The organism is Leifsonia sp. NPDC014704, assembly GCF_043083605.1.
Lineage (GTDB): Bacteria > Actinomycetota > Actinomycetes > Actinomycetales > Microbacteriaceae > Leifsonia.
Map to the genome: position 1 here is coordinate 412616 of NZ_JBIBYW010000001.1, position 22940 is coordinate 435555.

25 protein-coding genes are annotated in these 22940 nt (G+C 70.2%); 21 read left to right on the plus strand and 4 right to left on the minus strand.

Annotation, left to right across the window (positions count from 1 at the left end; translation table 11 throughout):
* Positions 1–51: 51 nt before the first annotated feature.
* From ACF1AJ_RS02045 to ACF1AJ_RS02070, 6 genes are read left to right on the plus strand one after another with little or no spacing between them, the layout of a single operon-like run.
* Positions 52–1125 carry a polyprenyl synthetase family protein gene (locus ACF1AJ_RS02045; protein WP_391505921.1) on the plus strand — a complete coding sequence of 358 codons (1074 nt, stop codon included), beginning with the start codon at positions 52–54 and terminating at the stop codon, positions 1123–1125.
* Positions 1122–2045: a phytoene/squalene synthase family protein gene (locus tag ACF1AJ_RS02050; protein ID WP_391505922.1), complete on the plus strand. Its 924-nt coding sequence runs from the start codon at positions 1122–1124 to the stop codon at positions 2043–2045. Before ACF1AJ_RS02045 ends, ACF1AJ_RS02050 begins: the two co-directional genes overlap by 4 nt.
* Positions 2042–3649: a phytoene desaturase family protein gene (crtI, locus tag ACF1AJ_RS02055; protein WP_391505923.1), complete on the plus strand. Its 1608-nt coding sequence runs from the start codon at positions 2042–2044 to the stop codon at positions 3647–3649. Before ACF1AJ_RS02050 ends, crtI begins: the two co-directional genes overlap by 4 nt.
* Positions 3646–4005, plus strand: a complete 360-nt coding sequence (locus tag ACF1AJ_RS02060) for a lycopene cyclase domain-containing protein (protein WP_391505924.1) — start codon at positions 3646–3648, stop codon at positions 4003–4005. The genes crtI and ACF1AJ_RS02060 overlap by 4 nt, the downstream gene beginning before the upstream one ends.
* Positions 4002–4325, plus strand: a complete 324-nt coding sequence (locus ACF1AJ_RS02065) for a lycopene cyclase domain-containing protein (protein WP_391505925.1) — start codon at positions 4002–4004, stop codon at positions 4323–4325. Before ACF1AJ_RS02060 ends, ACF1AJ_RS02065 begins: the two co-directional genes overlap by 4 nt.
* 5 nt (positions 4326–4330) lie before the next feature.
* Positions 4331–5203: a prenyltransferase gene (locus tag ACF1AJ_RS02070; RefSeq protein WP_391507418.1), complete on the plus strand. Its 873-nt coding sequence runs from the start codon at positions 4331–4333 to the stop codon at positions 5201–5203.
* Between the two features lie 115 nt (positions 5204–5318).
* Here ACF1AJ_RS02070 and ACF1AJ_RS02075 read toward each other — a convergent pair whose 3' ends face one another.
* Positions 5319–5699 (minus strand): glyoxalase superfamily protein, encoded by a 381-nt coding sequence (locus ACF1AJ_RS02075; RefSeq protein ID WP_309860318.1) that lies wholly within the window; start codon positions 5697–5699, stop codon positions 5319–5321.
* A 148-nt stretch (positions 5700–5847) separates the two neighbouring features.
* Between ACF1AJ_RS02075 and ACF1AJ_RS02080 the strand changes: the two genes are divergently transcribed.
* Both ACF1AJ_RS02080 and ACF1AJ_RS02085 read left to right on the plus strand, forming a co-directional pair.
* Positions 5848–6795, plus strand: a complete 948-nt coding sequence (locus ACF1AJ_RS02080) for a DnaJ domain-containing protein (RefSeq protein WP_309860316.1) — start codon at positions 5848–5850, stop codon at positions 6793–6795.
* A 45-nt stretch (positions 6796–6840) separates the two neighbouring features.
* Entirely contained in the window at positions 6841–7230 is a 390-nt protein-coding gene (locus tag ACF1AJ_RS02085) for a VOC family protein (RefSeq protein WP_391505926.1), read from the plus strand.
* Positions 7231–7240: 10 nt separating this feature from the next.
* On the opposite strand, the gene ACF1AJ_RS02090 is transcribed toward ACF1AJ_RS02085, so the two are convergent.
* Positions 7241–7540, minus strand: coding sequence for a hypothetical protein (locus ACF1AJ_RS02090; protein WP_309860312.1), 300 nt, complete (start codon positions 7538–7540; stop codon positions 7241–7243).
* Between the two features lie 102 nt (positions 7541–7642).
* Here ACF1AJ_RS02090 and ACF1AJ_RS02095 point away from each other — a divergent pair, with 102 nt between their 5' ends.
* From ACF1AJ_RS02095 to ACF1AJ_RS02130, 8 genes are all read left to right on the plus strand, one after another.
* Positions 7643–8485, plus strand: a complete 843-nt coding sequence (locus ACF1AJ_RS02095; RefSeq protein ID WP_391505927.1) for a DUF1295 domain-containing protein — start codon at positions 7643–7645, stop codon at positions 8483–8485.
* A 42-nt stretch (positions 8486–8527) separates the two neighbouring features.
* Positions 8528–9010 (plus strand): hypothetical protein, encoded by a 483-nt coding sequence (locus tag ACF1AJ_RS02100; RefSeq protein WP_391505928.1) that lies wholly within the window; start codon positions 8528–8530, stop codon positions 9008–9010.
* Position 9011: 1 nt separating this feature from the next.
* Positions 9012–9413, plus strand: coding sequence for an RNA-binding S4 domain-containing protein (locus ACF1AJ_RS02105; protein ID WP_391505929.1), 402 nt, complete (start codon positions 9012–9014; stop codon positions 9411–9413).
* Positions 9413–10243 (plus strand): DUF72 domain-containing protein, encoded by an 831-nt coding sequence (locus tag ACF1AJ_RS02110; protein WP_391505930.1) that lies wholly within the window; start codon positions 9413–9415, stop codon positions 10241–10243. Before ACF1AJ_RS02105 ends, ACF1AJ_RS02110 begins: the two co-directional genes overlap by 1 nt.
* Positions 10244–10253: 10 nt before the next feature.
* Positions 10254–10886, plus strand: coding sequence for a CDP-alcohol phosphatidyltransferase family protein (locus ACF1AJ_RS02115; protein ID WP_391505931.1), 633 nt, complete (start codon positions 10254–10256; stop codon positions 10884–10886).
* The gene (locus ACF1AJ_RS02120; RefSeq protein ID WP_391505932.1) at positions 10879–11385 is read left to right on the plus strand and encodes an FHA domain-containing protein; all 507 of its coding nucleotides are present in this window, start codon (positions 10879–10881) and stop codon (positions 11383–11385) included. Before ACF1AJ_RS02115 ends, ACF1AJ_RS02120 begins: the two co-directional genes overlap by 8 nt.
* Entirely contained in the window at positions 11385–12077 is a 693-nt protein-coding gene (locus ACF1AJ_RS02125) for a MerR family transcriptional regulator (protein WP_309860301.1), read from the plus strand. The genes ACF1AJ_RS02120 and ACF1AJ_RS02125 overlap by 1 nt, the downstream gene beginning before the upstream one ends.
* Before the next feature lie 132 nt (positions 12078–12209).
* Positions 12210–12761, plus strand: a complete 552-nt coding sequence (locus ACF1AJ_RS02130; protein ID WP_018191394.1) for a MerR family transcriptional regulator — start codon at positions 12210–12212, stop codon at positions 12759–12761.
* Positions 12762–12854: 93 nt separating this feature from the next.
* On the opposite strand, the gene ACF1AJ_RS02135 is transcribed toward ACF1AJ_RS02130, so the two are convergent.
* Complete coding sequence (locus ACF1AJ_RS02135) at positions 12855–13664, minus strand: ParA family protein (RefSeq protein WP_391507419.1); 810 nt, start codon at positions 13662–13664, stop codon at positions 12855–12857.
* A 79-nt stretch (positions 13665–13743) separates the two neighbouring features.
* Here ACF1AJ_RS02135 and ACF1AJ_RS02140 point away from each other — a divergent pair, with 79 nt between their 5' ends.
* The 5 genes from ACF1AJ_RS02140 to ACF1AJ_RS02160 all read left to right on the plus strand — a co-directional run bounded on the left by ACF1AJ_RS02140 (position 13744) and on the right by ACF1AJ_RS02160 (position 21040).
* On the plus strand, positions 13744–17148 hold the full coding sequence (locus ACF1AJ_RS02140) for a pyruvate carboxylase (protein WP_391505933.1): 3405 nt from the start codon (positions 13744–13746) through the stop codon (positions 17146–17148).
* 87 nt (positions 17149–17235) lie between these two features.
* A complete protein-coding gene (locus ACF1AJ_RS02145; RefSeq protein ID WP_391505934.1) occupies positions 17236–18594 on the plus strand; it encodes an AAA family ATPase in 1359 nt (452 codons plus the stop codon).
* Between the two features lie 37 nt (positions 18595–18631).
* Positions 18632–19123, plus strand: coding sequence for a peptide deformylase (gene def / locus ACF1AJ_RS02150; protein ID WP_391505935.1), 492 nt, complete (start codon positions 18632–18634; stop codon positions 19121–19123).
* 35 nt (positions 19124–19158) lie between these two features.
* Positions 19159–20004 (plus strand): NAD-dependent epimerase/dehydratase family protein, encoded by an 846-nt coding sequence (locus ACF1AJ_RS02155; RefSeq protein ID WP_391505936.1) that lies wholly within the window; start codon positions 19159–19161, stop codon positions 20002–20004.
* Positions 20005–20473: 469 nt separating this feature from the next.
* A complete protein-coding gene (locus tag ACF1AJ_RS02160; RefSeq protein ID WP_391505937.1) occupies positions 20474–21040 on the plus strand; it encodes a hypothetical protein in 567 nt (188 codons plus the stop codon).
* A gap of 37 nt (positions 21041–21077) precedes the next feature.
* Here the strand turns inward: ACF1AJ_RS02160 and ACF1AJ_RS02165 are convergent, their stop codons facing one another.
* Positions 21078–22907 carry an AMP-dependent synthetase/ligase gene (locus ACF1AJ_RS02165; RefSeq protein ID WP_391505938.1) on the minus strand — a complete coding sequence of 610 codons (1830 nt, stop codon included), beginning with the start codon at positions 22905–22907 and terminating at the stop codon, positions 21078–21080.
* Between the last annotated feature and the right edge of the window lie 33 nt (positions 22908–22940).

The window sequence follows — 22940 nt, forward strand, 5'->3', positions numbered from 1 at the left end:
GACGCACAGACTCATGACGCACAGACTCATGACGCACAGACTCCTGAGGGCGTGACCGCCGAGCCGGCCGACACTCTGGCGGATGACCTCGCATCGGTCGAGCAGCGCATCGACGGCTTCTTCACCGAGCGCATCTCCGCAGCCTCCGCCTACGACCCCTCGTACCGCCGCCTCTGGGAGTCGGCGCGGGATGCGGCCGACGGCGGGAAGCGCATCCGCCCGCGCTTCGTCCTCCTCGCGTACCGCGGTCTCGGCGGCGTCGAGCGCGACGTCGCGTGCACCGGGGCGGTGGCGTACGAGCTGCTGCACACCGCGTTCCTCCTCCACGACGACGTGATCGACGGCGACACCGTCCGGCGCGGCCGGCCGAACACGGCAGGCGAGTTCGCCGCGGACGCCGTCACCCGCGGTGCGACCGCACTCCGCGCTCGCCGCTGGGGCGAGTCCGGGGCGATCCTGGCGGGCGATCTCCTGCTTCACGCCGCATCCACCGTCCTCGCCCGTGCCGACACCGACGAGTGGACGCGCGAGCGCCTGCTCGACATCCTCGACCACAGTGTCTTCGTCACGGCCGCGGGGGAACTCGCCGACGTCGCCCTGTCAGAGCGCCTGGGCGAAGACGCCCCTGCCCTCGAGGACGTGCTCGCCATGACCGAGCACAAGACCGCCGCCTACTCGGTCTCCGGCCCCCTGATGACCGGCGCGCTGCTCGCCGGCGGGGGAGAGGACGTGCTCGCGTCGCTGGCCGAGTACGGCCGGCTCGTCGGAATCGCCTTCCAGCTCGGCGACGACCTGCTCGGCGTCTTCGGTGCGGAGGACGTCACCGGCAAGAGCATCGTCAGCGATCTCCGGCAGGGCAAGGAGACCTCGCTCATCGCGTACGCCCGAGGCACCGCCCGGTGGGAGGAGGTCGCGCCCGCCCTCGGCCGCGGCGACCTCGCGCCGCACGAGGCCGGACGGCTCGCCACCGTGCTCGAGGAGTGCGGCGCCCGCCGGTTCGTCGAGCGGCTGCTCGCCGACCATGTCGACCGCGCCGTCGCGCTGCTCGACTCCCCGTCCATCCCGCCGGCACTGGCCGAACCCCTCGCCGACGTGGCACGCTCCTGCATCGGGAGGATCGCATGACCCGAGCGCCCGAGGCCCCCACGACCACCGTGCCGACCGACCTCGCCACCTACACCGACGCGGCGCACGCCGGCGCGGCCACCATCATCCACGCCTACTCGACATCGTTCGGGATGGCGACCCGCCTCCTCGCCGCGCAGATCCGTCCGCGTGTCGAGGATGTGTACGCCCTGGTCCGCGTCGCCGACGAGATCGTCGACGGGGCCGCGGCCGAAGCCGGGCTCGACGTCGACGACCAGCGCGAGCTGCTCGACGCCCTGGAGGCCGACACGGAGCGCGCGATGCGCACCGGGTACAGCGCCAACGTCGTCGTGCACTCGTTCGCGGTGACCGCCCGGGCGACCGGCATCGGGGTCGACCTGACCCGTCCGTTCTTCGCGTCGATGCGCCGAGACCTCAGCCCCGTCGATTTCACGGCGGAGGAGCTGCGCGAGTACGTCTACGGCTCGGCCGAGGTCGTCGGCCTGATGTGCCTCACGGTCTTCCTGGCTGATCGTCCGGTGACGGACGACACGCGCCGGCGGCTGGAGGCGGGCGCCCGACGGCTCGGCGCCGCCTTCCAGAAGATCAACTTCCTCCGCGACCTGGCGGTCGACTGGACCGAGCTCGGCCGCAGCTACTTCCCGGGCATCGACCCGGCGCGACTGACGGAGCGGCAGAAGCTCGCCCTGGTCGTCGACATCGACTGCGATCTCGGCGCGGCGGCCGACGTCATTCCGGAGCTCCCGGACAACTGCCGCAGGGCGATCATCGCCGCGCACGGCCTGTTCGCGGAGCTGAGCGACCGCATCCGCGCGACGCCCGCGAGCGAACTGCTGACCCGCCGCATCAGCGTTCCGACCCGGGTGAAGCTCGGCATCCTGACGCGCGCGACCGTCTCGGCCGCACTGCCGCGCTCGGCGCAGGGAGAACGACCGTGACCGGGCAGACCGCCGTCGTCATCGGCGGCGGGATCGCGGGACTCGCGACGGCGGCGCTGCTCGCCCGCGAGGGATACGCCGTCACACTGCTCGAGCAGAACGCGACCCTCGGCGGCCGGGCCGGCTCGTGGGAGCACGACGGCTTCCGCTTCGACACCGGACCCTCTTGGTACCTCATGCCCGAGGTCTTCGACCACTTCTTCCGGCTGATGGGCACGTCCACCGCCGAGCAGCTCGACCTCGTCACGCTCGACCCCGGCTACCGCGTGTTCTCGGAGGACGGCCGGCCGCCGCTCGACATCCTCGCCGACGGCGCGGCCAACTGTGCGGTGTTCGAACGGGAGGAGCCGGGAGCGGGTGCTGCACTCGACCGGTACCTCACCGGGGCGGCCGAGACGTACCGTCTGGCCGTCGATCGCTTCCTGTACAGCACCTTCGCCGATCTGCGGCCGCTGTTCGCCTCCGACCTGATTCGCCGGCTTCCGCGCCTCGCGCGCCTGCTGCTCGAACCGCTCGACCGCTACGCCGCCCGCTTCGTCCGCGATGTCCGGCTGCGCCAGGTGCTCGGCTATCCCGCGGTGTTCCTCGGCACCTCGCCGGACCGCGCGCCGAGCATGTACCACCTGATGAGCCACCTCGACCTCGACGACGGCGTGCGCTATCCGCTCGGCGGCTTCGCGGCGCTGATCGACCGGGTGGCCGCGCTCGCGGAGGGCGCCGGTGCCCGGCTGGTGACCGGGGCGCGGGTCACCGCGATCCGCACCACCGCCGGCCGCGGCGGCGGCGCTTCGGCGCGCCCGAAGGCGGCCGGCGTCGAGTACCGGGATGCGGCCGGCGGCGTGCACACCGTCGACGCTGACGTGGTCGTGTCCGGCGCCGACCTGCACCACACCGAGACCGCGTTGCTGCCCGAGAGGCTGCGCACGCATCCCGAGAAGAAGTGGGAGCGCCGCGACCCGGGCCCCGGCGTCGTGCTCGCCATGCTGGGCGTGCGCGGCCGGCTGCCGGAGCTCACCCACCACAACCTGTTCTTCACCACCGACTGGGATGCGAACTTCCAGACCATCTACGGACCGAACCCCGGCATCCCGAACCCGGCCTCGCTGTACGTCTGCATGCCGAGCACGACCGACCCGGACGTCGCGCCGGAGGGGTACGAGAACCTGTTCGTGCTCATCCCGGTGCCGGCGGATGTCTCCCTCGGAGCCGGTGGATTGAACGGCGCGGGCGACCGCGCGATCGAACGGGCCGCCGACGCGGCCATCGCGCAGATCTCCGCCTGGGCGGGCATCCCGGACCTCGCCGACCGGATCGTGCTCCGCCGGACCGTCGGACCGGAGGACTTCGCCACCGACCTGAACGCCTGGAGCGGCGGCGCGCTCGGCCCGGCGCACACGCTGCGGCAGAGTGCGTTCTTCCGTCCGGGCAACGCCTCGGCCAAGGTCGACAACCTGCTCTACGCCGGCTGCTCCACGATCCCCGGCATCGGCCTCCCGATGTGCCTGATCAGCGCCGAACTGGTGCTGAAGCGGCTGCGCGGCGATGGTGGGGCCGGTCCTCTGCCCGAACCGCTTCCCGCCCCCGAGGCGGAGCGTGTGTCGTGACCTTCGTCTATCTCGGCTGCCTGCTCGTATCCCTGGCGGCGATGGTGCTGCTCGACGCCCGCTTCCGCCTGGTGTTCTGGCGCAATGCGCGCCGCGCGACGATCGTGCTCCTCGTCGGCCTCGCCTTCTTCCTGGCGTGGGATGCTGCCGGTATCCTGCTCGGCGTGTTCGCCCGGGGAGAGTCGCGGCTGATGACCGGCGTCGAGCTCGCCCCGGAGCTGCCGCTGGAGGAGGTCTTCTTCCTGCTCTTCCTCTGCTACCTCACGCTGGTGGCCGTGTTCGGTGCGCGGGCCCTGATGGATGCGCGTAGCCGGCCGTCCCGCGAGGTAGCGCGCGAGAGCGAGCGTGCCCGGTGACCTACGCGCTGCTCAGCCTGGTGTTCCTCGCGATCGCGGCGGCCGTCCTCGTCGTCGCGCTGGCGACCGCGCGCGACCGGGCACGGCTGGTGCGTCGATGGTGGGCGCCGATCGCCGTCGCGGCCGTCGTCATCCTGCTGTTGACCGCGGTCTTCGACAATCTGATGATCGGCGCGGGATTCATGACGTATCAGGACTCGCGGATCAGCGGGGTCCGGTTGGGCATCGTGCCGCTCGAGGACTTCGCGTACCCGATCGCCGGTCTTCTGCTGCTACCAGCCCTGTGGCTACTGACCCGGCGGCGGGGGAGCCGGTCGTGACCGCCGTGGCGCCCGCGGCCCCGTTCCGGCAGCTGGTGCTGGCATCGCGTCCCCTCAGCTGGATCAACACGGCGTTTCCGTTCGCCGCCGCCTACCTGCTGACGACCGGCCGCGTCGATGCGACGTTCGTCATCGGCACGATCTTCTTCCTCATCCCGTACAACCTGGCGATGTACGGCATCAACGACGTCTTCGACTACGAGTCCGACCTGCGCAACCCGCGGAAGGGCGGTGCCGAGGGAGCGCTGCTCGACCGCTCGGCCCACCGCCGAACCCTGATCGCGGCGGCCGTGACAACCCTCCCGTTCGTCGTGTACCTGGTGATCGTCGGGTCGCCGCTGTCGTGGCTGGTGCTCGGGTTCTCGCTGTTCGCGGTGCTGGCGTACTCGGTGAAGGGCCTCCGCTTCAAGGAGGTGCCGTTCGTCGACTCGGCCACTTCGAGCGTCCACTTCGTCAGCCCCGCCCTGTACGGACTGGTGCTCGCGGGTGCGACCTTCACCCCGCAGCTGTGGCTGGTGCTGCTCGCCTTCTTCCTGTGGGGCGTCGGCAGCCACGCGTTCGGCGCCGTTCAGGATGTGGTGCCCGACCGCGAAGGCGGCATCTCGTCGATCGCGACCGCCATCGGCGCGGCGGCGACCGTCCGGCTGGCGATCGTCGCCTGGGCCGCGGCCGGCGTCGCCATGCTCTTCACCGCGTGGCCGGGCCCGCTCGCCGCGGTGCTCGCCCTCCCGTACATCGCCGCCGCCGCCCCGTTCTGGTCGGTGACCGACGCCGACTCCAGCACGGCGAACCGCGGCTGGCGACGCTTCCTCTGGATCAACTACGCCTGCGGCTTCGTCGTGACGATGCTCCTCATCCTCTGGGCCTCCCTCCGCTGACCCCCATCCCCCCACCGTCGAGTCCGCAAAAATTGCACGCCGATCGCGTGGTCGGCGTGCAATTTGTGCGGACTCGACGGTGGGGCGGAGCGCGCGGGAGAAGAAGGAGAGCGTGCTAGTCGCGCTTGGGGAGCTGCTGCAGCGTCCAGGCGTTGCCGTCCGGGTCGGTGAAGTCGACGAATCGGCCCCACGCGAGGTCGTTCACACCGCGCGCCTCGATGCCGTGCTCTGTCAGGTGTGCGAGGGCCGCGTCGGCGTCGGGCACGACGATCTGGAGGCCCTTCATCGTGCCGGGCGCCATGTCGGTGAGCCCCTCGCCGAACGCGATGGAGCACGCCGAGCCGGGAGGGGTGATCTGCACGAAGCGGAGCTCCGGCGAGACGCGCTGGTCGTGGTCGGCGTTCCAGCCGAGGGCGTCGACGTAGAACGCCTTCGCCCGGTCGACGTCCGTGACGGGCAGGATGATGAGCTCGATGCGCCAGTCGGTGATGGTCATGGTGACACCCTTTCGTGATCGGATGATTCCCAGGCTAGAGCGGAATGCGGTCAGTTTCCGGCCGCAATATGATTTCGGCATTTTCGCGGTCGCGCGCGCTATCGTCGTAATCTCCGCCCCCGTCAGAACCGAAAGCGACGCCCCAGCGATGAGCGACTCCCCGGCCGCCCCGAGCCCCTACGAGGTGCTCGGCGTCCGTCCGGATGTGAGCCACGACGACCTGCGCCGCGCGTACCGGCGTCTGCTGCGGGAGACGCACCCCGATACCGGCGGCACTGCGGCCGCGTTCCAGGCCGTCCAGCAGGCGTGGGAGCTCATCGGCGACCCGGAGGACCGCGCGCGGTACGACCGCGGCGAGAGCATCACGGTGGATGCGGTGGCCGGCGACTCCGCCGGCGGCGGCTTCAGCGCGACCTTCCACACCTCGCGCGGGACGTCGCGCGGCGCGACCGTCCGCGCCCGCAGCTACGGGCATCCGGGCGGCCGCTCGCGCGAGCGATTCCTCTCCCTCATGCGCGAGTGGATGGGCCGGGGCACCGACGACCGCGACCCGTACGATCCCGCCCTGGTGCGCTCCGCACCGCGCGAGATCCGCCAGCTGCTCGCGGTCGCGCTCGCCGAGGAGGCGACGGCACGCGCCGTCTCGGGGCTGGGCATCGGCTTCACGATCTGGAACGACGTGGCCGTCCATCCGTCGACCGACGCGAAGATCGACCACATCGTGCTCGGTCCGGCCGGGCTGTTCGCCATCCGCTCGGCGGACTGGGGCGCTCCCGTGAAGCTCGCCAAGGGCGAGGTGGTCGGAGAGGGCCTCGCTCCCGACGAGGAGCCCTTCCACGACCTGTACCACGCGGCGAAGAGCTTCGGCCGGCAGGCCGGCGTCCGGTTCACCGGGTACATCGTCGTGGTGCCGGACGACGACCTCGACGTGCCCTTCGACGTCGTGCGGCGCGGCCGGCTGAGCGGCTCGATGCTCGTGCGCCGGTCCCTCCTCCCGCGGCTGCTCCGCGACGGCGCGAACGCGGCCGGACGCGAGAGCGTCGACCGCGCGTTCGAACTGCGGACCCGGCTGCAGGAGGCCGTGCGGTTCGTCTGAACCCGCTCTAGACACGGCGCGGCCGGCGCGAGCAGAGTGGACGCCATGGTCACTCCACTCGAGATCTTCAGCGGCTTCAGCGTCGACGACATCGCCGCGGCCAAATCCTTCTACGGCGACACCCTCGGGCTCGCGATCAGCGACGGCCCGATGGGCAACCTCGACCTCGAGCTGCCCTCCGGCGGTCACGTGTTCATCTACCCGAAGCCCGACCACACTCCGGCGACGTTCACAATCCTGAACCTGGTCGTGGAGGACATCGATGCAGCGGTCGACGACCTCAACTCCCGCGGAGTGGTGACCGCCATCTACGACGATCCGTCGCTTCCCACCGACGACAAGGGAGTGCTCCGGGGCCGCGCGGCCGACAGAGGACCGGACATCGCCTGGTTCCGCGACCCCGCAGGCAACGTGATCTCCGTGCTGCAGAACTGATCGGGCGGGGTCAGGCGCGTTCGTCGTCGCTGTCGAGGTCGCTGCTCTGCTCCAGGTCGCGCTCGTGCTCCGGCAGATCGTCGGTGGAACGCGGGACGGTCGACACCAGCTGGAACGTCGCCTCCTCCGGCCACGCCCGGTCGTCGACGAGTTCGTAGACATCGAACGCCGACGCGCCGACGAAGTCGGACGGCACGCGGATGCGGCTCGGCGGCACTTCCACGTCGCTGGGCAGCGTCAGCGTGCGCGCGGGCTCCCCGTTGTCGCGGAGGAGCACGGCGCGGAACGCGTGGGGACCGGAAATCGACACGGTCACACGTTAGGCGTGTCGCGCTGAGAGTTCGAGTGCTCCTCGGCTTTCATTCAGCAGCATCCCGACGAAGTCACGGCGGTCGCACGGGAGTTCTACACTGTGCACGTGGAGCCCTTCATCGTCTGTCTCTGGATCCTGGCCGCCGCCTGCCTGGCGACCTGGGTGCTGTCCCTCATCACCAACGAGCACTCGTGGGTGGACCGCATCTGGTCGATCGTGCCGGTGGTGTACGTATGGGTCTTCGCAGGCGCGGCCGGTCTCGCCGACGTGCGCCTCGACCTCATGGCGATCCTGGTCACCCTGTGGGGAGCCCGGCTCACCTTCAACTTCGCCCGGAAGGGCGGCTACGCGCCCGGGGGAGAGGACTACCGCTGGGTGGTGCTGCGCGGTCGGATGGGCGCGGCGGCGTTCCAGGTCTTCAACCTGTTCTTCATCGTGATCTACCAGAACATCCTGCTGCTCCTCATCGCCCTCCCCGCGTGGACCGCGTTCCAGCACCGCACGCCGCTGAACGCGCTCGACGTCATCCTCGCCGCCGTCTTCCTCTTCTTCCTCACCGGTGAGACGATCGCCGACCAGCAGCAGTGGAACTTCCACCGCTGGAAGAAGCTGGAGGTGGCGGCCGGCCGTGAGCCGTCGCCGCGCTTCCTGCAGGCGGGGCTGTTCCGGTTCTCACGGCATCCCAACTTCTTCTTCGAGCAGGCGCAGTGGTGGGTGCTCTTCCTGTTCGGATGCGTCGCCGCCGGATCCCTCCTGCAGTGGACGGTCATCGGGCCGTTGCTGCTCACCGGCCTGTTCATCGGCTCGACGGTGTTCACCGAGAGCATCAGCCGGTCGCGGTACCCGGAGTACGCGGAGTACCAGGCGCGCACCTCGCCCGTGGTCCCGTGGTTCCCGGGCCGCGGTGCCGGAGCGGCGCGCGTGTCGCCTGAATCGCGGTGACGCACCCCGCGCGACGCTGACGACCGGGGCTACGGTGGAGGCATGTCCTGCATCCGGTTCAACACCCCCGCCCAGCGCCAGGCCATGCGGAACCACCGGCCGGCCATGCTCACCGCCGAGGAGGCGGCCGCTCTGCACCCGGCACCCGAGGTGACGGAGAGCAAGCTCCGCCGCCTGCGGCTGCTCGCCGCCGACCCGAACCCGAAGATCCGGGAAGCGGTCGCCAGCAGCTACAACACCCCGGTGGACCTCTTCGAGACGCTCGCGAAGGACCCCGACGACGGGGTGCGCGGCTGCGTCGCGAAGAACGAGGCGACGCCCTGCGACATCCTGCGCGAGCTCGCCGACGACCGCTCCGAGACCGTGCGCGGCTGGGTCGCCGTCAACTACTTCGTCCCGGCGGATGTGATGGAAAAGCTCGCGGCCGACCGCAGCCGGACCGTCCGGAGCCTGGTGAAGTGGAAGGCCTCGCTGGCGGAAGAGACGCAGCCGGCCACCGAGAGCCGCCCGGTCCCGGTGGCCTGACATGGCCGGCTCCACCCCGCACGCGACGCCGGACGGCGGCCGCTCCAGCGTCCGCGTCGACTCGTGGGCCTGGGCGGTGCGGCTCTTCAAGACGCGCTCCGCAGCCTCCGACGCGTGCAAGGCGGGCCACCTGAAGGTGAACGGCGACCGCGCGAAGCCCGCGCAGCCGGTGAAGGTGGGCGACGAGGTCCGCGCGCTCGTCGGCGGTGTCGAGCGCATCTACATCGCGCGCCGGCTCATCACGAAGCGGCTGAGCGCGGCCGCGGCCGCCGACTGCTTCGAGGACCGCACCCCGTTGCCCCCGCCGCGCACCGAGGCGCCCGCCGCCGTGCTTCGCGAGCGCGGCGCGGGGCGTCCGACCAAGCGGGAGCGGCGGCTCCTCGAGCAGCTCCGGGGCCGCTGATGGCGTTCGCGCGCATCGGCATCTCCGGCTGGACCTACGCACCGTGGCGGGGCGTGTTCTACCCGCCGAAGCTGCCGCACCGCCTCGAGCTGGAGTACGCCGCCGAGCGGCTGGACTCCATCGAGATCAACGGCAGCTTCTACTCGCTGCAGCGTCCGACGAGCTACCGGATGTGGGCCGAGCGGACCCCGGACGAGTTCGTGTTCTCGGTCAAAGGCGGCCGCTACATCACCCACATCCTGCGCCTGAAGAACGCCAGGGGAGCCGTCGCCAACTTCTTCGCCTCCGGCGTGCTCGCCCTCGGCTCGAAGCTCGGGCCGCTGTTGTGGCAGCTGCCGCCGACGCTGCAGTTCGATGCGGGCGAGGTGGATGCCTTCCTCGGCATGCTGCCCCGCACCACGACCGAAGCGGCGGTGCTCGCCCGCGAGACGACGCTGAAGGAGGACCGCACGCACCTGGCCGCGGGGGAGGAGCGACCGCTGCGGCACGCGGTGGAGGTGCGCCACGCCTCCTTCGACGTCCCGGAGTTCACCGCGCTCGCCCGCGCGCACGGCGTCGCGATCGTGCTGGCGGACACCGCCGGGCGGTATCCGGTCATCCGTGAGGCCACCGCCGGATTCGTCTACGTGCGGCTGCACGGCGACGAGGAGCTGTACACCAGCGGGTACACCGACGAGTCGCTCGACCGCTGGGCGGCCGAACTCGGGGCCCATCTCGGCGAGGGGCGGGATGTCTACGCCTACTTCGACAACGACGTGAAGGTGCGCGCGCCCTACGACGCCATGGGCCTGCGTGACCGCCTTGCCGAGTGGACGCCGCGTCCTCACTAGACTCGGGAGCGTGCAGGGTGAGACCGCCGTGGTGAGTTCGCGGGTGTGGACGATCCCCAACGTGCTCAGCTTCTTCCGGCTCGCGCTGGTCCCCGTGTTCCTGTGGCTGATCATCGTCGGGGAGGACGGCCTCGCCCTCCTCGTGCTGGTCTTCTCCAGCGTGACCGACTTCCTCGACGGCTTCCTCGCCCGCCGCCTGCACCAGGAGTCCCGTCTCGGGCAGCTGCTCGATCCGGCCGCCGACCGGCTCTACATCTTCGCGGCCCTGATCGGCCTGTGCTGGCGTGAGGTCATCCCCTGGTGGCTCTTCGTGGTCATCGTGGCGCGGGATGTGATGCTCGCCGTCCTCGGCGTCATCCTCGCGAACCACGGGTTCGGCCCGCTTCCCGTGCACCACCTGGGAAAGGTGGCCACCTTCTGCCTGTTCTGGGCACTCCCGCTGCTGATGCTGGGGGAGGCGTTCGAGCCGCTCGCGCCCTTCTCCCTCCCGCTGGGCTGGGCCTTCGCGCTGTGGGGGGCGTTCCTCTACTGGTGGGCCGGCATCGTGTACATCCGGGAGACGGCACGGGTAATCCGCCTTCCGGCCGATGACAGGGGCCTACGATCGGATACGCTGGACGGCAAGGAGGTTGACGGTGCCTGAAGACATTCACCCGAACGGCCCGGCCGACGGAGCCGACGACGCCGCCAAGGGCCCCCTGCGGGACGCGGCGGGCAACGAGGACACGACCGCGCGTTTCGGCGAGGAGTTCATCTCGAAGATGTACCCCTCGGGCGAGGTGTCGCCGGAAGAGCAGGAGGCCATCGCCGCCCTGCCGTCCGGCTCCGCCCTGCTGATCGTGCGACGGGGGCCAAACTCGGGCGCCCGCTTCCTCCTCGACGCCGACGTCACGACGGCCGGTCGCCATCCCAACGCGGACATCTTCCTCGACGACGTGACGGTCTCGCGTCGTCACGCGGAGTTCACCCGCCGCGGCACCTCCTTCGAGGTCCGCGACCTGGGCTCCCTGAACGGGACGTACTACGACGGCGTCCGGATCGAGAGCGCCCTCCTCTCCGACTCGGCCGAGGTGCAGATCGGCAAGTTCCGCCTCACCTTCTACGCCTCGCGTCACGACCTCGCCGCAGCGGCGAACGGCTAGTGGCCCGGCCGGCCACCAGGGCCGCCGACGGCGCTCCGGCCCTGCTCAGCATCGGCCAGGTCCTCGCGCGGCTCACTCCCGAGTTCCCGGACCTGTCGTCGTCGAAGCTGCGCTTCCTGGAGGAGCGTGGGCTGGTCTCGCCGGCCCGCACGGCCTCGGGCTACCGCAAGTTCTCGCCGGCCGACGTGGAGCGGCTGCGCGCCGTGCTCGCCATGCAGCGAGACCACTACCTTCCGCTGAAGGTCATCAAGAAGTACTTCGCCGATTTAGATGCCGGGCTCGATCCCGCGTTCCCCGGCACCGCGCCCGCGGGGTCCATCCTCGCCGGCACGCGCCGCTACCGGCGTGACGAGCTCCTGCGCGAGGCGGGCGCCGACGTGGAACTGCTGCAGGATGCGGTGAGCGCCTCGCTGCTCCCCGCCTCGGACGTGTACGGCGACGAAGCGCTGACCGTGCTCCGCGCCCTCGCCGAGCTCCGCCGCAGCGGGATCGAGCCGCGGCACCTCCGCGGTTTCCGCGCAGCGGCCGAGCGCGAGATCGGGCTGATCGAGACCGCGCTCGTCCCCATCGCGCGTCGCAACGACGTGAGCAGCAAGGCCCGCACCGCCGAACTCGCCCGCGAGATCGCGGCGCAGCTCGACGTGGTGCGCGGCAGCATCATCCGCTCATCCATCGCCCGGCTGCGTCCGTGACGGCCCCGTCGCCTCGACACGCCGAAACCGAAAGGGCGGATGTCGTTGCCCGGCGACCGCCGCATGGGTACCGTGGATGAAGCGACGCGGATGCGACGCGCGATCCACAACCCGGGGTGAGAGGCGAACAACATGAGCGAACTGAGTCGTGAAGACGGCGTCGCCCGGTACGACCTCGGACTCCTCTTCACCGACGGCCTCCCCGAGATGGATGACGTGAACGGCTACCGCGGTGCGGTCGCCGCCCGCGCGGCCGGCATCTCGTACCGCCAGCTCGATTATTGGGCGCGCACCGGACTGGTCGAGCCGACCGTCCGCGGTGCCGCGGGTTCCGGGTCGCAGCGCCTGTACGGCTTCCGCGACATCCTCGTCCTCAAGCTCGTGAAGCGTCTTCTCGACACCGGCATCTCGCTGCAGCAGATCCGCACGGCGGTCAACCAGCTGCGCGAGTCGGGCGTGAACGACCTCGCCCAGACGACGCTGATGAGCGACGGAGCGAGCGTCTACCTCTGCACGTCGAACGACGAGGTCATCGACCTCGTCAGCCGGGGGCAGGGCGTCTTCGGCATCGCCGTCGGCAAGGTGCTGCGCGAGGTCGAGTCGAGCCTCGTCGAGCTCGACACGCAGACCGACGCCATGGACGAGCTCGCCGCGCGCCGCGCCGCGCGCACCCGCGCCTCCTGAGGCTCCGCCCGCCAAGCCAACAGCTCCTGACTTTTCGGTCTCAAACGACGTTTTGAGCGGAAAAACTCAGGAGCTGATTGCTTCTTAGCCGGGTCAGGACTGGACGGTCGCGTACTCGCCAATGCGGGCGGTGCGCAGCACACGCTCCAGCAGCAGGTCGAAGTTGTGCGCCATCTCCTGAGCGCTCTCGCCGGGCCAGACGTGCAGCGGCTTCGCCGCGCCTTGCGCCTGCTGCAGCGACGTGCGCTCCGGCAGCTGAGGCGACAGCACGAGCGGCCCGAACATGTCGCGCAGCTCCTTGATGCGGAACTGGTGCTCCAGAGATTGCACGCGCGCGCGGTTCACGATGATGCCGAGCGGCTGGAGGCGCGGCGAGAGGCCGCGACGGATCTCCTCGATCGCACGCAGCGCGCGGTCCGCGGCGGCGACCGAGAACAGGCCGGGCTCGGTCACGACGGCCACACGGTCGCTCGCAGCCCACGCGGTACGGGTGAGCGCGTTGAGCGACGGGGCGCAGTCGATGAGGACGAGCTCGTAGTCGTGCTCGACGTTGGCGAGCGCCTCCTCGAGCTTCCAGATGTCGCGGATGCTGGGGTGCGGCCCGTCGAAGTTGATCGCGGACGGGCTGCCGATCATGACATCGATCGTGCCGGAACGGCCCTTCGTCCAGCCCGACGGGGCGATCGCGGCGCGCACGATCTTCTCCTTGGGCGACGCGAGCACATCGGCGACGTTGAGGTGACCGGCGACCTGGATGTCCATGCCGGTCGAGACATCCGATTGCGGATCGAGGTCCACCACCAGCGTCCGGAGGCCCTTCGCGAACGCCGCCGACGCCAGACCGAGCGTCACCGTCGTCTTTCCGACACCGCCCTTGAGGGAGCTAACGCTGAGTACGTGCACGAGAGCCACGTTACCTTCACTAGTCTTAGAGAACCTAACCGTTTGCTGTGTGGTGTCGACCCCTGCTCGAAAGGTCCCCATGTTCCGAAAGATCCTCGTTGCCAACCGCGGTGAAATCGCCATCCGAGCCTTCCGGGCCGCGTACGAGCTCGGCGCCGAAACGGTCGCCGTCTTCCCGTATGAAGATCGCAACTCGATGCACCGCTTGAAGGCTGACGAGGCTTACCAGATCGGCGAGCCGGGCCACCCGGTCCGCGCCTACCTGGATGTGGACGAGATCATCCGCGTCGCGAAGGAGTCCGGCGCGGACGCCATCTACCCCGGCTACGGCTTCCTGTCCGAGAACCCGGACCTGGCCGAAGCGGCTCGCGCGGCCGGCATCACCTTCATCGGCCCGTCCGCCTCCGTGCTCGAGATGGCCGGGAACAAGGTCACGGCGAAGGAGCACGCGATCGCCGCGGGCGTCCCCGTCCTCAAGTCCACCCCGCCGTCGCGCGACATCGACGAGTTGCTCGCCGGCGCGGACGCGATCGGCTTCCCCATCTTCGCGAAGGCGGTCGCCGGCGGCGGCGGTCGCGGGATGCGCCGGGTCAGCAGCAAGGACGAGCTGCGGCCGGCGCTCGAGGAGGCCATGCGCGAGGCGGACAGCGCCTTCGGCGACCCCACGATGTTCCTGGAGCAGGCCGTGCTCCGCCCGCGTCACATCGAGGTGCAGATCCTCGCCGACGGCACGGGCGAGACGATGCACCTGTTCGAACGCGACTGCTCGGTGCAGCGCCGCCACCAGAAGGTCGTCGAGATCGCTCCGGCGCCGAACCTGTCGGAGGACATCCGCCAGGCGCTGTACCGCGACGCCGTCGCGTTCGCCCGCTCCATCGGCTACCAGAACGCCGGCACCGTCGAGTTCCTGCTCGACACCGCGGGAGAGCGCGCGGGACAGCACGTGTTCATCGAGATGAACCCGCGCATCCAGGTGGAGCACACGGTCACCGAGGAGATCACCGACGTCGACCTCGTCCAGTCGCAGATCCGCATCGCGGCGGGCGAGACGCTGGCCGACCTCGGCCTCAGCCAGGAGACGGTGCACATCCGGGGTGCGGCGCTGCAGTGCCGTATCACCACGGAGGACCCGACGGCCGGCTTCCGCCCCGACACCGGCAAAATCACGACGTACCGCTCTCCGGGCGGCGCGGGCATCCGCCTCGACGGCGGCACGATCAACCCGGGCGCGCAGATCAGCCCGCACTTCGACTCGATGCTGGCGAAGCTCATCTGCCGTGGCCGCGACTTCCCGGCCGCCGTGCTGCGCGCCCGCCGCGCGCTGGCCGAGTTCCGCGTGCGCGGTGTCGCCACGAACATCCCGTTCCTGCAGGCGGTCATGGAGGACCCGGACTTCATCGCCGGCAACGTCTCCACCTCCTTCATCGAAGAGCGCCCGGAGCTGTTCAAGGGCCGCGCCTCGAAGGACCGCGGCACCAAGGTGCTCAACTGGCTCGCCGATGTCACGGTGAACCAGCCCAATGGCCCGCGCCCGATCAGCGCCGACCCGGCGGAGAAGCTGCCGAAGATCGACCTGAGCGCGCCGGCCCCCGCAGGTTCGCGTCAGCGCCTGCTCGAGCTCGGCCCGGCCGGTTTCGCGGAGGCCCTGCGTGCGCAGAAGGCGCTCGCGGTCACCGAGACGACGTTCCGCGACGCGCACCAGTCGCTGCTGGCCACCCGCGTCCGCACCCGCGACCTCGTCGCCGTCGCGCCCTATGTCGCGCGGATGACGCCGGAGCTCCTCTCGGTGGAGGCCTGGGGCGGCGCGACCTACGACGTCGCGCTCCGCTTCCTCGGCGAGGACCCGTGGGAGCGACTCGCGACGCTCCGCGAGGCACTGCCGAACATCAACATCCAGATGCTGCTGCGCGGTCGCAACACCGTCGGCTACACGCCGTACCCGACGCAGGTGACCGACGCCTTCGTGCAGGAGGCCGCCGCGACCGGTGTCGACATCTTCCGCATCTTCGACGCGCTCAACGACGTGTCGCAGATGCGCCCGGCCATCGAGTCGGTGCTCGCCACCGGCTCGGCGATCGCCGAGGTGGCGGTCTGCTACACCGGCGACCTCCTCGACCCGGCGGAAGACCTCTACACGCTGGACTACTACCTCCGTCTCGCCGAGCAGATCGTCGAGTCGGGCGCGCACATCCTCGCCATCAAGGACATGGCCGGCCTGCTGCGCCCCTCGGCCGCCGAGAAGCTCGTCGCCGCCTTCCGCGAGCGGTTCGACCTCCCGGTGCACGTCCACACGCACGACACCCCGGGCGGCCAGCTCGCCACGCTGCTCGCCGCCGCGCGCGCGGGTGCGGACGCGGTGGATGTGGCCAGCGCCCCCATGGCCGGAACCACCAGCCAGCCGAGCGCCTCCGCCCTGGTGGCCGCCCTCGCCCACACCGAGCGCGACACCGGCATCTCCCTCACCGCGGTCGAGGACCTCGAGCCGTACTGGGAGGCCGTCCGCCAGGTCTACCGCCCGTTCGAGTCGGGTCTGCCGGGCCCCACGGGTCGTGTCTACAAGCACGAAATCCCTGGCGGTCAGCTCTCCAACCTGCGCCAGCAGGCGAAGGCGCTGGGCCTCGCGGAGGACTTCGAGCTCGTCGAGGACATGTACGCGGCGGCCAACCGCATCCTGGGCCGCATCCCGAAGGTGACGCCGTCGTCGAAGGTCGTCGGCGACCTGGCCCTGCACCTCGCGGCGGTCAAGGCCGATCCGGACGACTTCGCCGAGAACCCGCAGAACTACGACATCCCGGACTCGGTGGTCGGCTTCATGGCGGGTGAGCTGGGCGAGCTGCCCGGTGGATGGCCGGAGCCGTTCCGCACGAAGGTCCTGGCGGGCAAGACGGTCAAGGTCGGCGTCGAGGACCTCTCGGCCGACGACCGCAGCGCGCTCGAGGGGTCGAGCGAGGAGCGTCGCGCGACCCTCAACCGCCTGCTGTTCCCGGCTCCCACCCGCATCTACGAGCAGATGCGCGAGCTGTTCGGCGACCTCTCCGTCGTCGACACGCTCGACTACCTGTACGGGCTCAAGCAGGGCTCGGAGCACGTCATCGAGTTCAGCCGCGGCGTGCGCCTGTACGTCGGTCTGGAGGCCATCGGCGAGGCGGACGAGAAGGGCATGCGCACGGTCATGACCACGCTCAACGGCCAGTTGCGGCCGGTGTTCGTGCGCGACCGCAGCATCGTCGTCGAGACCAAGGCGGCCGAGAAGGCCGATTCCGCGAACCCGGGCCAGGTGGCCGCGCCGTTCTCCGGCGTCGTCACCCTCCAGGTCGCGGTCGGCGACACGGTCGCCGCGGGCCAGGCGGTCGCCTCGATCGAGGCGATGAAGATGGAGGCCGCCATCACGGCCCCGATCGCCGGGACCATCGAGCGGCTCGCCATCCCGAAGACCCAGCAGGTCGACGCGGGCGACCTGCTCGTGGTGATCCAGCCCGCCTGATCGGGCGACGGACGGCCGCCCCGCGCCGGGGCGGCCTACAATGACGAGTCGCGGGACACTCCCGCGGCAGAAGGAGGACGAGACGACGTGGCAGACAGGTCCGACGCCGACGCGCCCGAGGAGCGCGCCCCGCGCGACCTCGTGCCCGCGGATGACGAGCTGACGCCCGCGCGCTCGTTCGAGCCGACGTCGTCGCGCGAGCCGGTGCTGGATGTGGAGTCGACGCTGAGCATCGCCGTCGACCTCCCGCCGACGCCGCCGCGCGAGATGCCGGAGGACGAGGCCGCCGTCGCGATCGACGAGGTCCCGGTCGATCCGGGATTCGTCGCCTCGCCCGCCGAGCCGACCACCATGTCGGTCGCCATCGTCGCCTCCCGTCTCGCGTCGACGCCCGAGCCTCCGGACGGCGCAGCGGCTCCCGCCGCCGACGTGCCGCCGCTTCCCGCGTCCGACGCGTTCGCCGGCTCCCGCCGCGACCGGCTCCGCGGCGAGCAGTCCGGCCAGCCCGAGCCCGCCGCGATGCTGACCGCCGACCGTCTCCTCGAGGTCAACCGCAAGACGCGCCCCGGCCCGGAGGGACCGTGGCAGCGCTTCGTCTACAACGTCACCTTCCGCACCGTGAACCTGGGCGACTCGGCCAAGGTGCGGGCGCGCAAAGAGCTCGACCACCGCATCCAGAAGCACTTCGAGGGCGGCGCACGTTTCGTGCCCGTGCTGACCCGTAAGGGCGGCGTGGGCAAGACCACGGTCACCACGCTGCTCGGGATGGCGCTGGCGTCGGCCCGCGAGGACCGCATCATCGCCATCGATGCGAACCCGGACCGCGGGACGCTGTCGGAGCGGGTTCCGCGCCAGACGCGTTCGACCGTGCGGGATGTGGTGCACAAGGCGGCGAGCATCGGCGGCTTCACCGACTTCTCGGCACTGGTCTCGCGCGACGAGACCCGGCTCGACATCCTCGCGTCGGACACCGACCCGATGCTCTCCGAGGCGTTCGACGAGAACGACTACAACGTCGTCGCCGACCTCTCCGCACGGTTCTACTCGATCGTGCTCACCGACTGCGGAACCGGCATCGTCCACTCGGTCATGCGCGCGACCCTGCAGCGGGCGGATTCGCTGGTCATCGTGTCCGGCGGCAGCGTGGATGAGGCGCGCCTGGCCTCCGAGACGCTCACCTGGCTGGAGGCGAACGGGTACGGCGAGCTCGTCCGCAACGCCGTCGTCGCGCTCAACACCGCGACGCACGCCACGAACCTGGTGAAGCTGGAGGAGATCGAGGCGCACTTCCGTTCGCGGGTCCGCGAGATCGTCCGCGTCCCGTACGACCCGCAGCTGGCCGCCGGCTCCGTGGTGTCGTGGAAGGACCTCAAGCCGCTGACCCGCCTCTCGGCACGCACGCTGGCCGCCCTCGTCGTCGAGGGCCTGCCGGCGGAGCGCGACTGAGCGCCCGACCGTCCGCCCGATCCATCGAGGAGCACCTGTGACCGAGCGTCAGATCCGCCTGTTCGGCGACCCCGTTCTGAAGACCCCGTCCGAGCCGATCGGGGAGATCGACGACGGGGTGCGCGGGCTTGTCGAAGACCTGGTGGACAGCGTCCTCCCGCCGGGCCGCGCGGGTGTCGCCGCTCCGCAGATCGGCGTCAACGAGCGCGCGTTCAGCTACAACGTCGACGGGAAGGTCGGCTACGTGATCAACCCCGTCCTCGTTGAGGTGTCGGGGGAGCCGGTGCTGATGGACGAGGGCTGCCTCTCCGTGCCGGGTCTCTGGTTCAAGACTCTGCGCTACCCGTTCGCCCGGGTGACGGGCGTCGACCTCGACGGCAACGAGATCGAGGTCTCCGGCACCGGTGTGCTCGCGCAGGCGCTGCAGCACGAGACCGACCATCTCGACGGCAAGCTCTACCTCGACCGGCTCGACAAGGAGAGCCGCCGCGAGGCGATGAAGCAGGTCCGCGAGTCGGACTGGTTCTGACGCTCCTGCTCCCGCCGCGCTCGTAGACTGGCGACATGCGAATCGCGGTCACCGGAGGATCGGGCAAGCTCGGACGCACTGTCGTGCGCGAGCTGCGGAAGTCGGGAGACGTCGTCGTCTCGCTGGACGCGGCGGGGGAGCGTGGTCCCGGTTTCGTCCGGGTGGACCTCACCGATTACGGACAGACGGTGGATGCGATCCTCGGCGTCAACGACCAGCACGACGGCTTCGACGCGATCGTGCACCTGGCGGCCATCCCGGCGCCGGGCATCCTGAGCGACGTCGCGACGTTCCACAACAACATCCGCGTGACGTACAACGTGTTCCAGGCTGCGCGTCGCGCGGGCATCCGTAACGTCGTGTACGCATCGAGCGAGACTGTGCTGGGCCTGCCCTTCGACGTGCCGCCGCCGTACATCCCCGTCGACGAGGACTACCCGGCCCGGCCGGAGAGCACCTACTCGCTCGTGAAGCACCTCGAGGAGCAGATGGCGATCGAGCTGGTGCGGTGGGATCCGGCGCTGAAGATCGTGGCGCTGCGCTTCTCGAACGTGATGGACCCGGAGGACTACGCGGCGTTCCCGGCGTTCGACGACGACCCGTGGGCGCGAAAGTGGAACCTGTGGGGCTACATCGACGCGCGGGACGGCGCCCAGGCGATCCGCCGCGCGCTGGAGTGGGACACGACCGGTTTCGACCGCTTCATCATCGCCGCCGCGGATACCGTGATGAGCCGTCCCAACGACGAGCTCGTCGCCGAGGTGTTCCCCGGCGTGCCGCTGAAGCGCGAACTCGGCGTCAACGACACCCTCCTGTCGATCGACAAGGCCCGCCGCATCCTCGGCTACGCCCCCACCCACTCCTGGCGCGACGAGGTCTGAGATTCGTGCCGAATGTGCGCTTTCGCTCCCGCTAAGCGCACATTCGGCACGAATCTGATGCCTGTGGATAACGGGGAGTGTCCACAGAAGTAGGAAAGCGGCGCTGCGCAGCGGTGGGGGCGGCGACGATGTGGGGATGCGCACACCTCGTCCCCTTCCTCGTTTCCTTGCCTCGGGGCCGTTCACCGCGGCCGATGCACGTGATGCCGGCGTAGGGCCCCGGCGATTGCTCGCCCGCGACCTGCGCCATCCTTTCCACGGCGTGCATCTCGCCGCGCCTGCGACCAGCGTCGAGGATCTCTGCCGCGCGTACGCGCCGATCATGCCCGAAGACGCCTGGTTCAGTCATCAGACCGCGGCTGCTCTCCTCGGGATACCGTTGCCCGCATCGTCCACGACGGAGTCGTTGCACGTTTCGGTCGCCTTCCCGCGGACTCCGCCGAGCGGTCGGGGAGTTGTCGGCCACAGCTTGGGAACCATCGCCGGCACGTCCGTCGAGGGGATGCCGGTGTGCAGCCCCGCCCACGTCTGGTGTCAGCTGTCGGGTGTGCTCGACCGCGAGGATCTGGTGGCGGCGGGCGACCATCTCGTCGGCGCACGCTCACGGGTGCCACTGGCGGAGATCGCGGACCTAGCCGCGCTCAGCGAGAAGCTGCGTCGGACGAAAGGCGCGAAAGCCCGGACGTGGGCGCTTTCGCGCATCCGGTACGGAGCCGACTCACGTCCGGAGACGCTGTTACGGCTCCTGCTCGAGAGCTGGGGCGTGTCGGACCTCGTGGTCAATGGCCCGCTCGCGGTCGCCGGCGGACGGCTGACCCTCCATCCCGACCTTCGCAGCCCGTCCCATCGACTCGCGTTCGAGTACGAGGGTGACGGGCACCGCGTCGATCGTCGCCAGTGGCACCGTGACATCGAACGCCGCGAACTCCTCGAGGCCGAGGGCTGGCATGTCCTCCGCATCACCGCCACGGACCTCTTCGCCGACCGCGCACCCTTCCACGCTCGCGTGCAGAGATTCGTGCCGAATGTGCGTTAAGCCACCGCTATAACGCACATTCGGCACGAATCAGCGGTCAGTGGGCGAGGGAGAAGCCCTCGGTGCGGGGGTTGTCGCTGTAGATGCCGTCGATCACGTCGGCGAAGTCGGCGAGGATGACGTTGCGCTTGATGCTCATCTTGGGCGTCAGGTGGCCGCTCGCCTCGCTCAGCTCCGTCGCGAGCACCACGAACTTGCGGACGCTCTCGGCACGCGAGACGCCGGCGTTCGCGTGGTCGATGGCGCGCTGGATCTCGGCGTGGACCGCCGGATTGACCGACGCTTCGGCGAGGGTCATGTCCTTGTCCTCGCCGTTGTTGGCGAGCCACGTGGGCAGCATCTCGGTGTCGAGGGTGATGAGCGCCGAGATGAACGGCTTCTGGTCGCCCACCACGATCACCTGGCTCACCAGCGGGTTGGAGCGGATGGGGTCCTCGAGGGCGGCGGGGGAGACGTTCTTGCCACCGGCCGTGACGATGATCTCCTTCTTGCGGCCGGTGATCGTGAGGAAGCCGTCCTTATCGAACGAACCGAGGTCGCCGGTCTTGAACCAGCCGTCGTGGAACGCCGCGGCGGTCGCCTCCGGGTTCTTCCAGTACTCCTTGAAGACGTTGATGCCGCGCACCTCGATCTCGCCGTCGTCGGCAAGACGTAGGTCGACGCCCGGGAGCGCCGGACCGACGGTTCCGATCCGGAACGTGTCCGGCCGGTTCACGGTGGCGGGGGCTGTGGTTTCGGTGAGCCCGTAGCCCTCCAGGACCTTGATGCCGAGGCTGTGGTAGAAGTGCCCGAGGTGCGACCCGAGCGGTGCGGAGCCCGACACCGCGAACTTCACGCGGCCGCCCATCGCGGCACGGAGCTTCGAGTAGACCAGCCGGTCGTAGAGGGCGAACTTCAGCTTCAGGCCGAACGGCACCGAGCCCGCTTCGACGGCCTTCGAGTGCTCGACGGCGACCTCCGCGGCGGCGCGGAAGATCTTGCCCCGCCCGCCCGACTCCGCCTTCTGCTCGGCCGAGTTGTAGACCTTCTCGAACACGCGCGGCACCGCCAGCAGGAACGTCGGCTTGAAGCTCGCCAGCGCCGGCAGCAGCTGCTTGGTGTCGGCCTGGTGGCCGACCTTCACACCGCCGGTGACGCAGAGCACGGCGATGAAGCGCGCGAACACGTGCGCCGTGGTGATGAAGAGCAGAGTGGATGCGCCACCCGGCTGCTGCACGACGTCCTTGAGGGCCTCGGCCGAGTTGCGCGAGAGCTCGACGAAGTTGGAGTGGGTGAGGACGCATCCCTTCGGCCGCCCGGTGGAACCCGAGGTGTAGATCAGCGTCCCGATGTCGGAGCCCTTGGCGATGCGGCGGCGCCGCTCGATCTCCTCGTCGGGCACGTCCACGCCCGCGGCGGCGAGCTTGTCGAGGTCGCCGAGGTGCAGCTGCCAGACGGTGCGGATGTCGGGGAGTTCCGGGTGCACCTCGTCGAAGCGCGCGTGCATCTCGGCGTTCTCCAGGAACACCGCCATCGCGCCGGAGTCGGCCATGTTCCACTGGATCTGGGTGGGGGAGGACGTCTCGTAGATCGGCACGAGCACCGCACCGGCGAACCACACGGCGAAGTCGATCAGGGTCCACTCGTACCGGGTCTTCGACATCAGCCCGATCTTGTCGCCGGGCTCGATGCCCGCGGCGACCAGGCCCTTCGCGAGGGCGATCACCTGGCGGTGGAACTCCGCCGCCGACACGTCGCGCCAGCCGTCGCCGTCCGGGAGGCTGAACAGCGGCTGGTCCGGCGTCTGCGCCACTCGGTCGACGAGCAGGTCGGTGGCATTGGCGTCCGGGTCCGCAGGGACGATCGCGGGGGTAAGGATCTGTTTCACGGTAGCTCCCTCGATACCGGTGGGCGGGCGTGC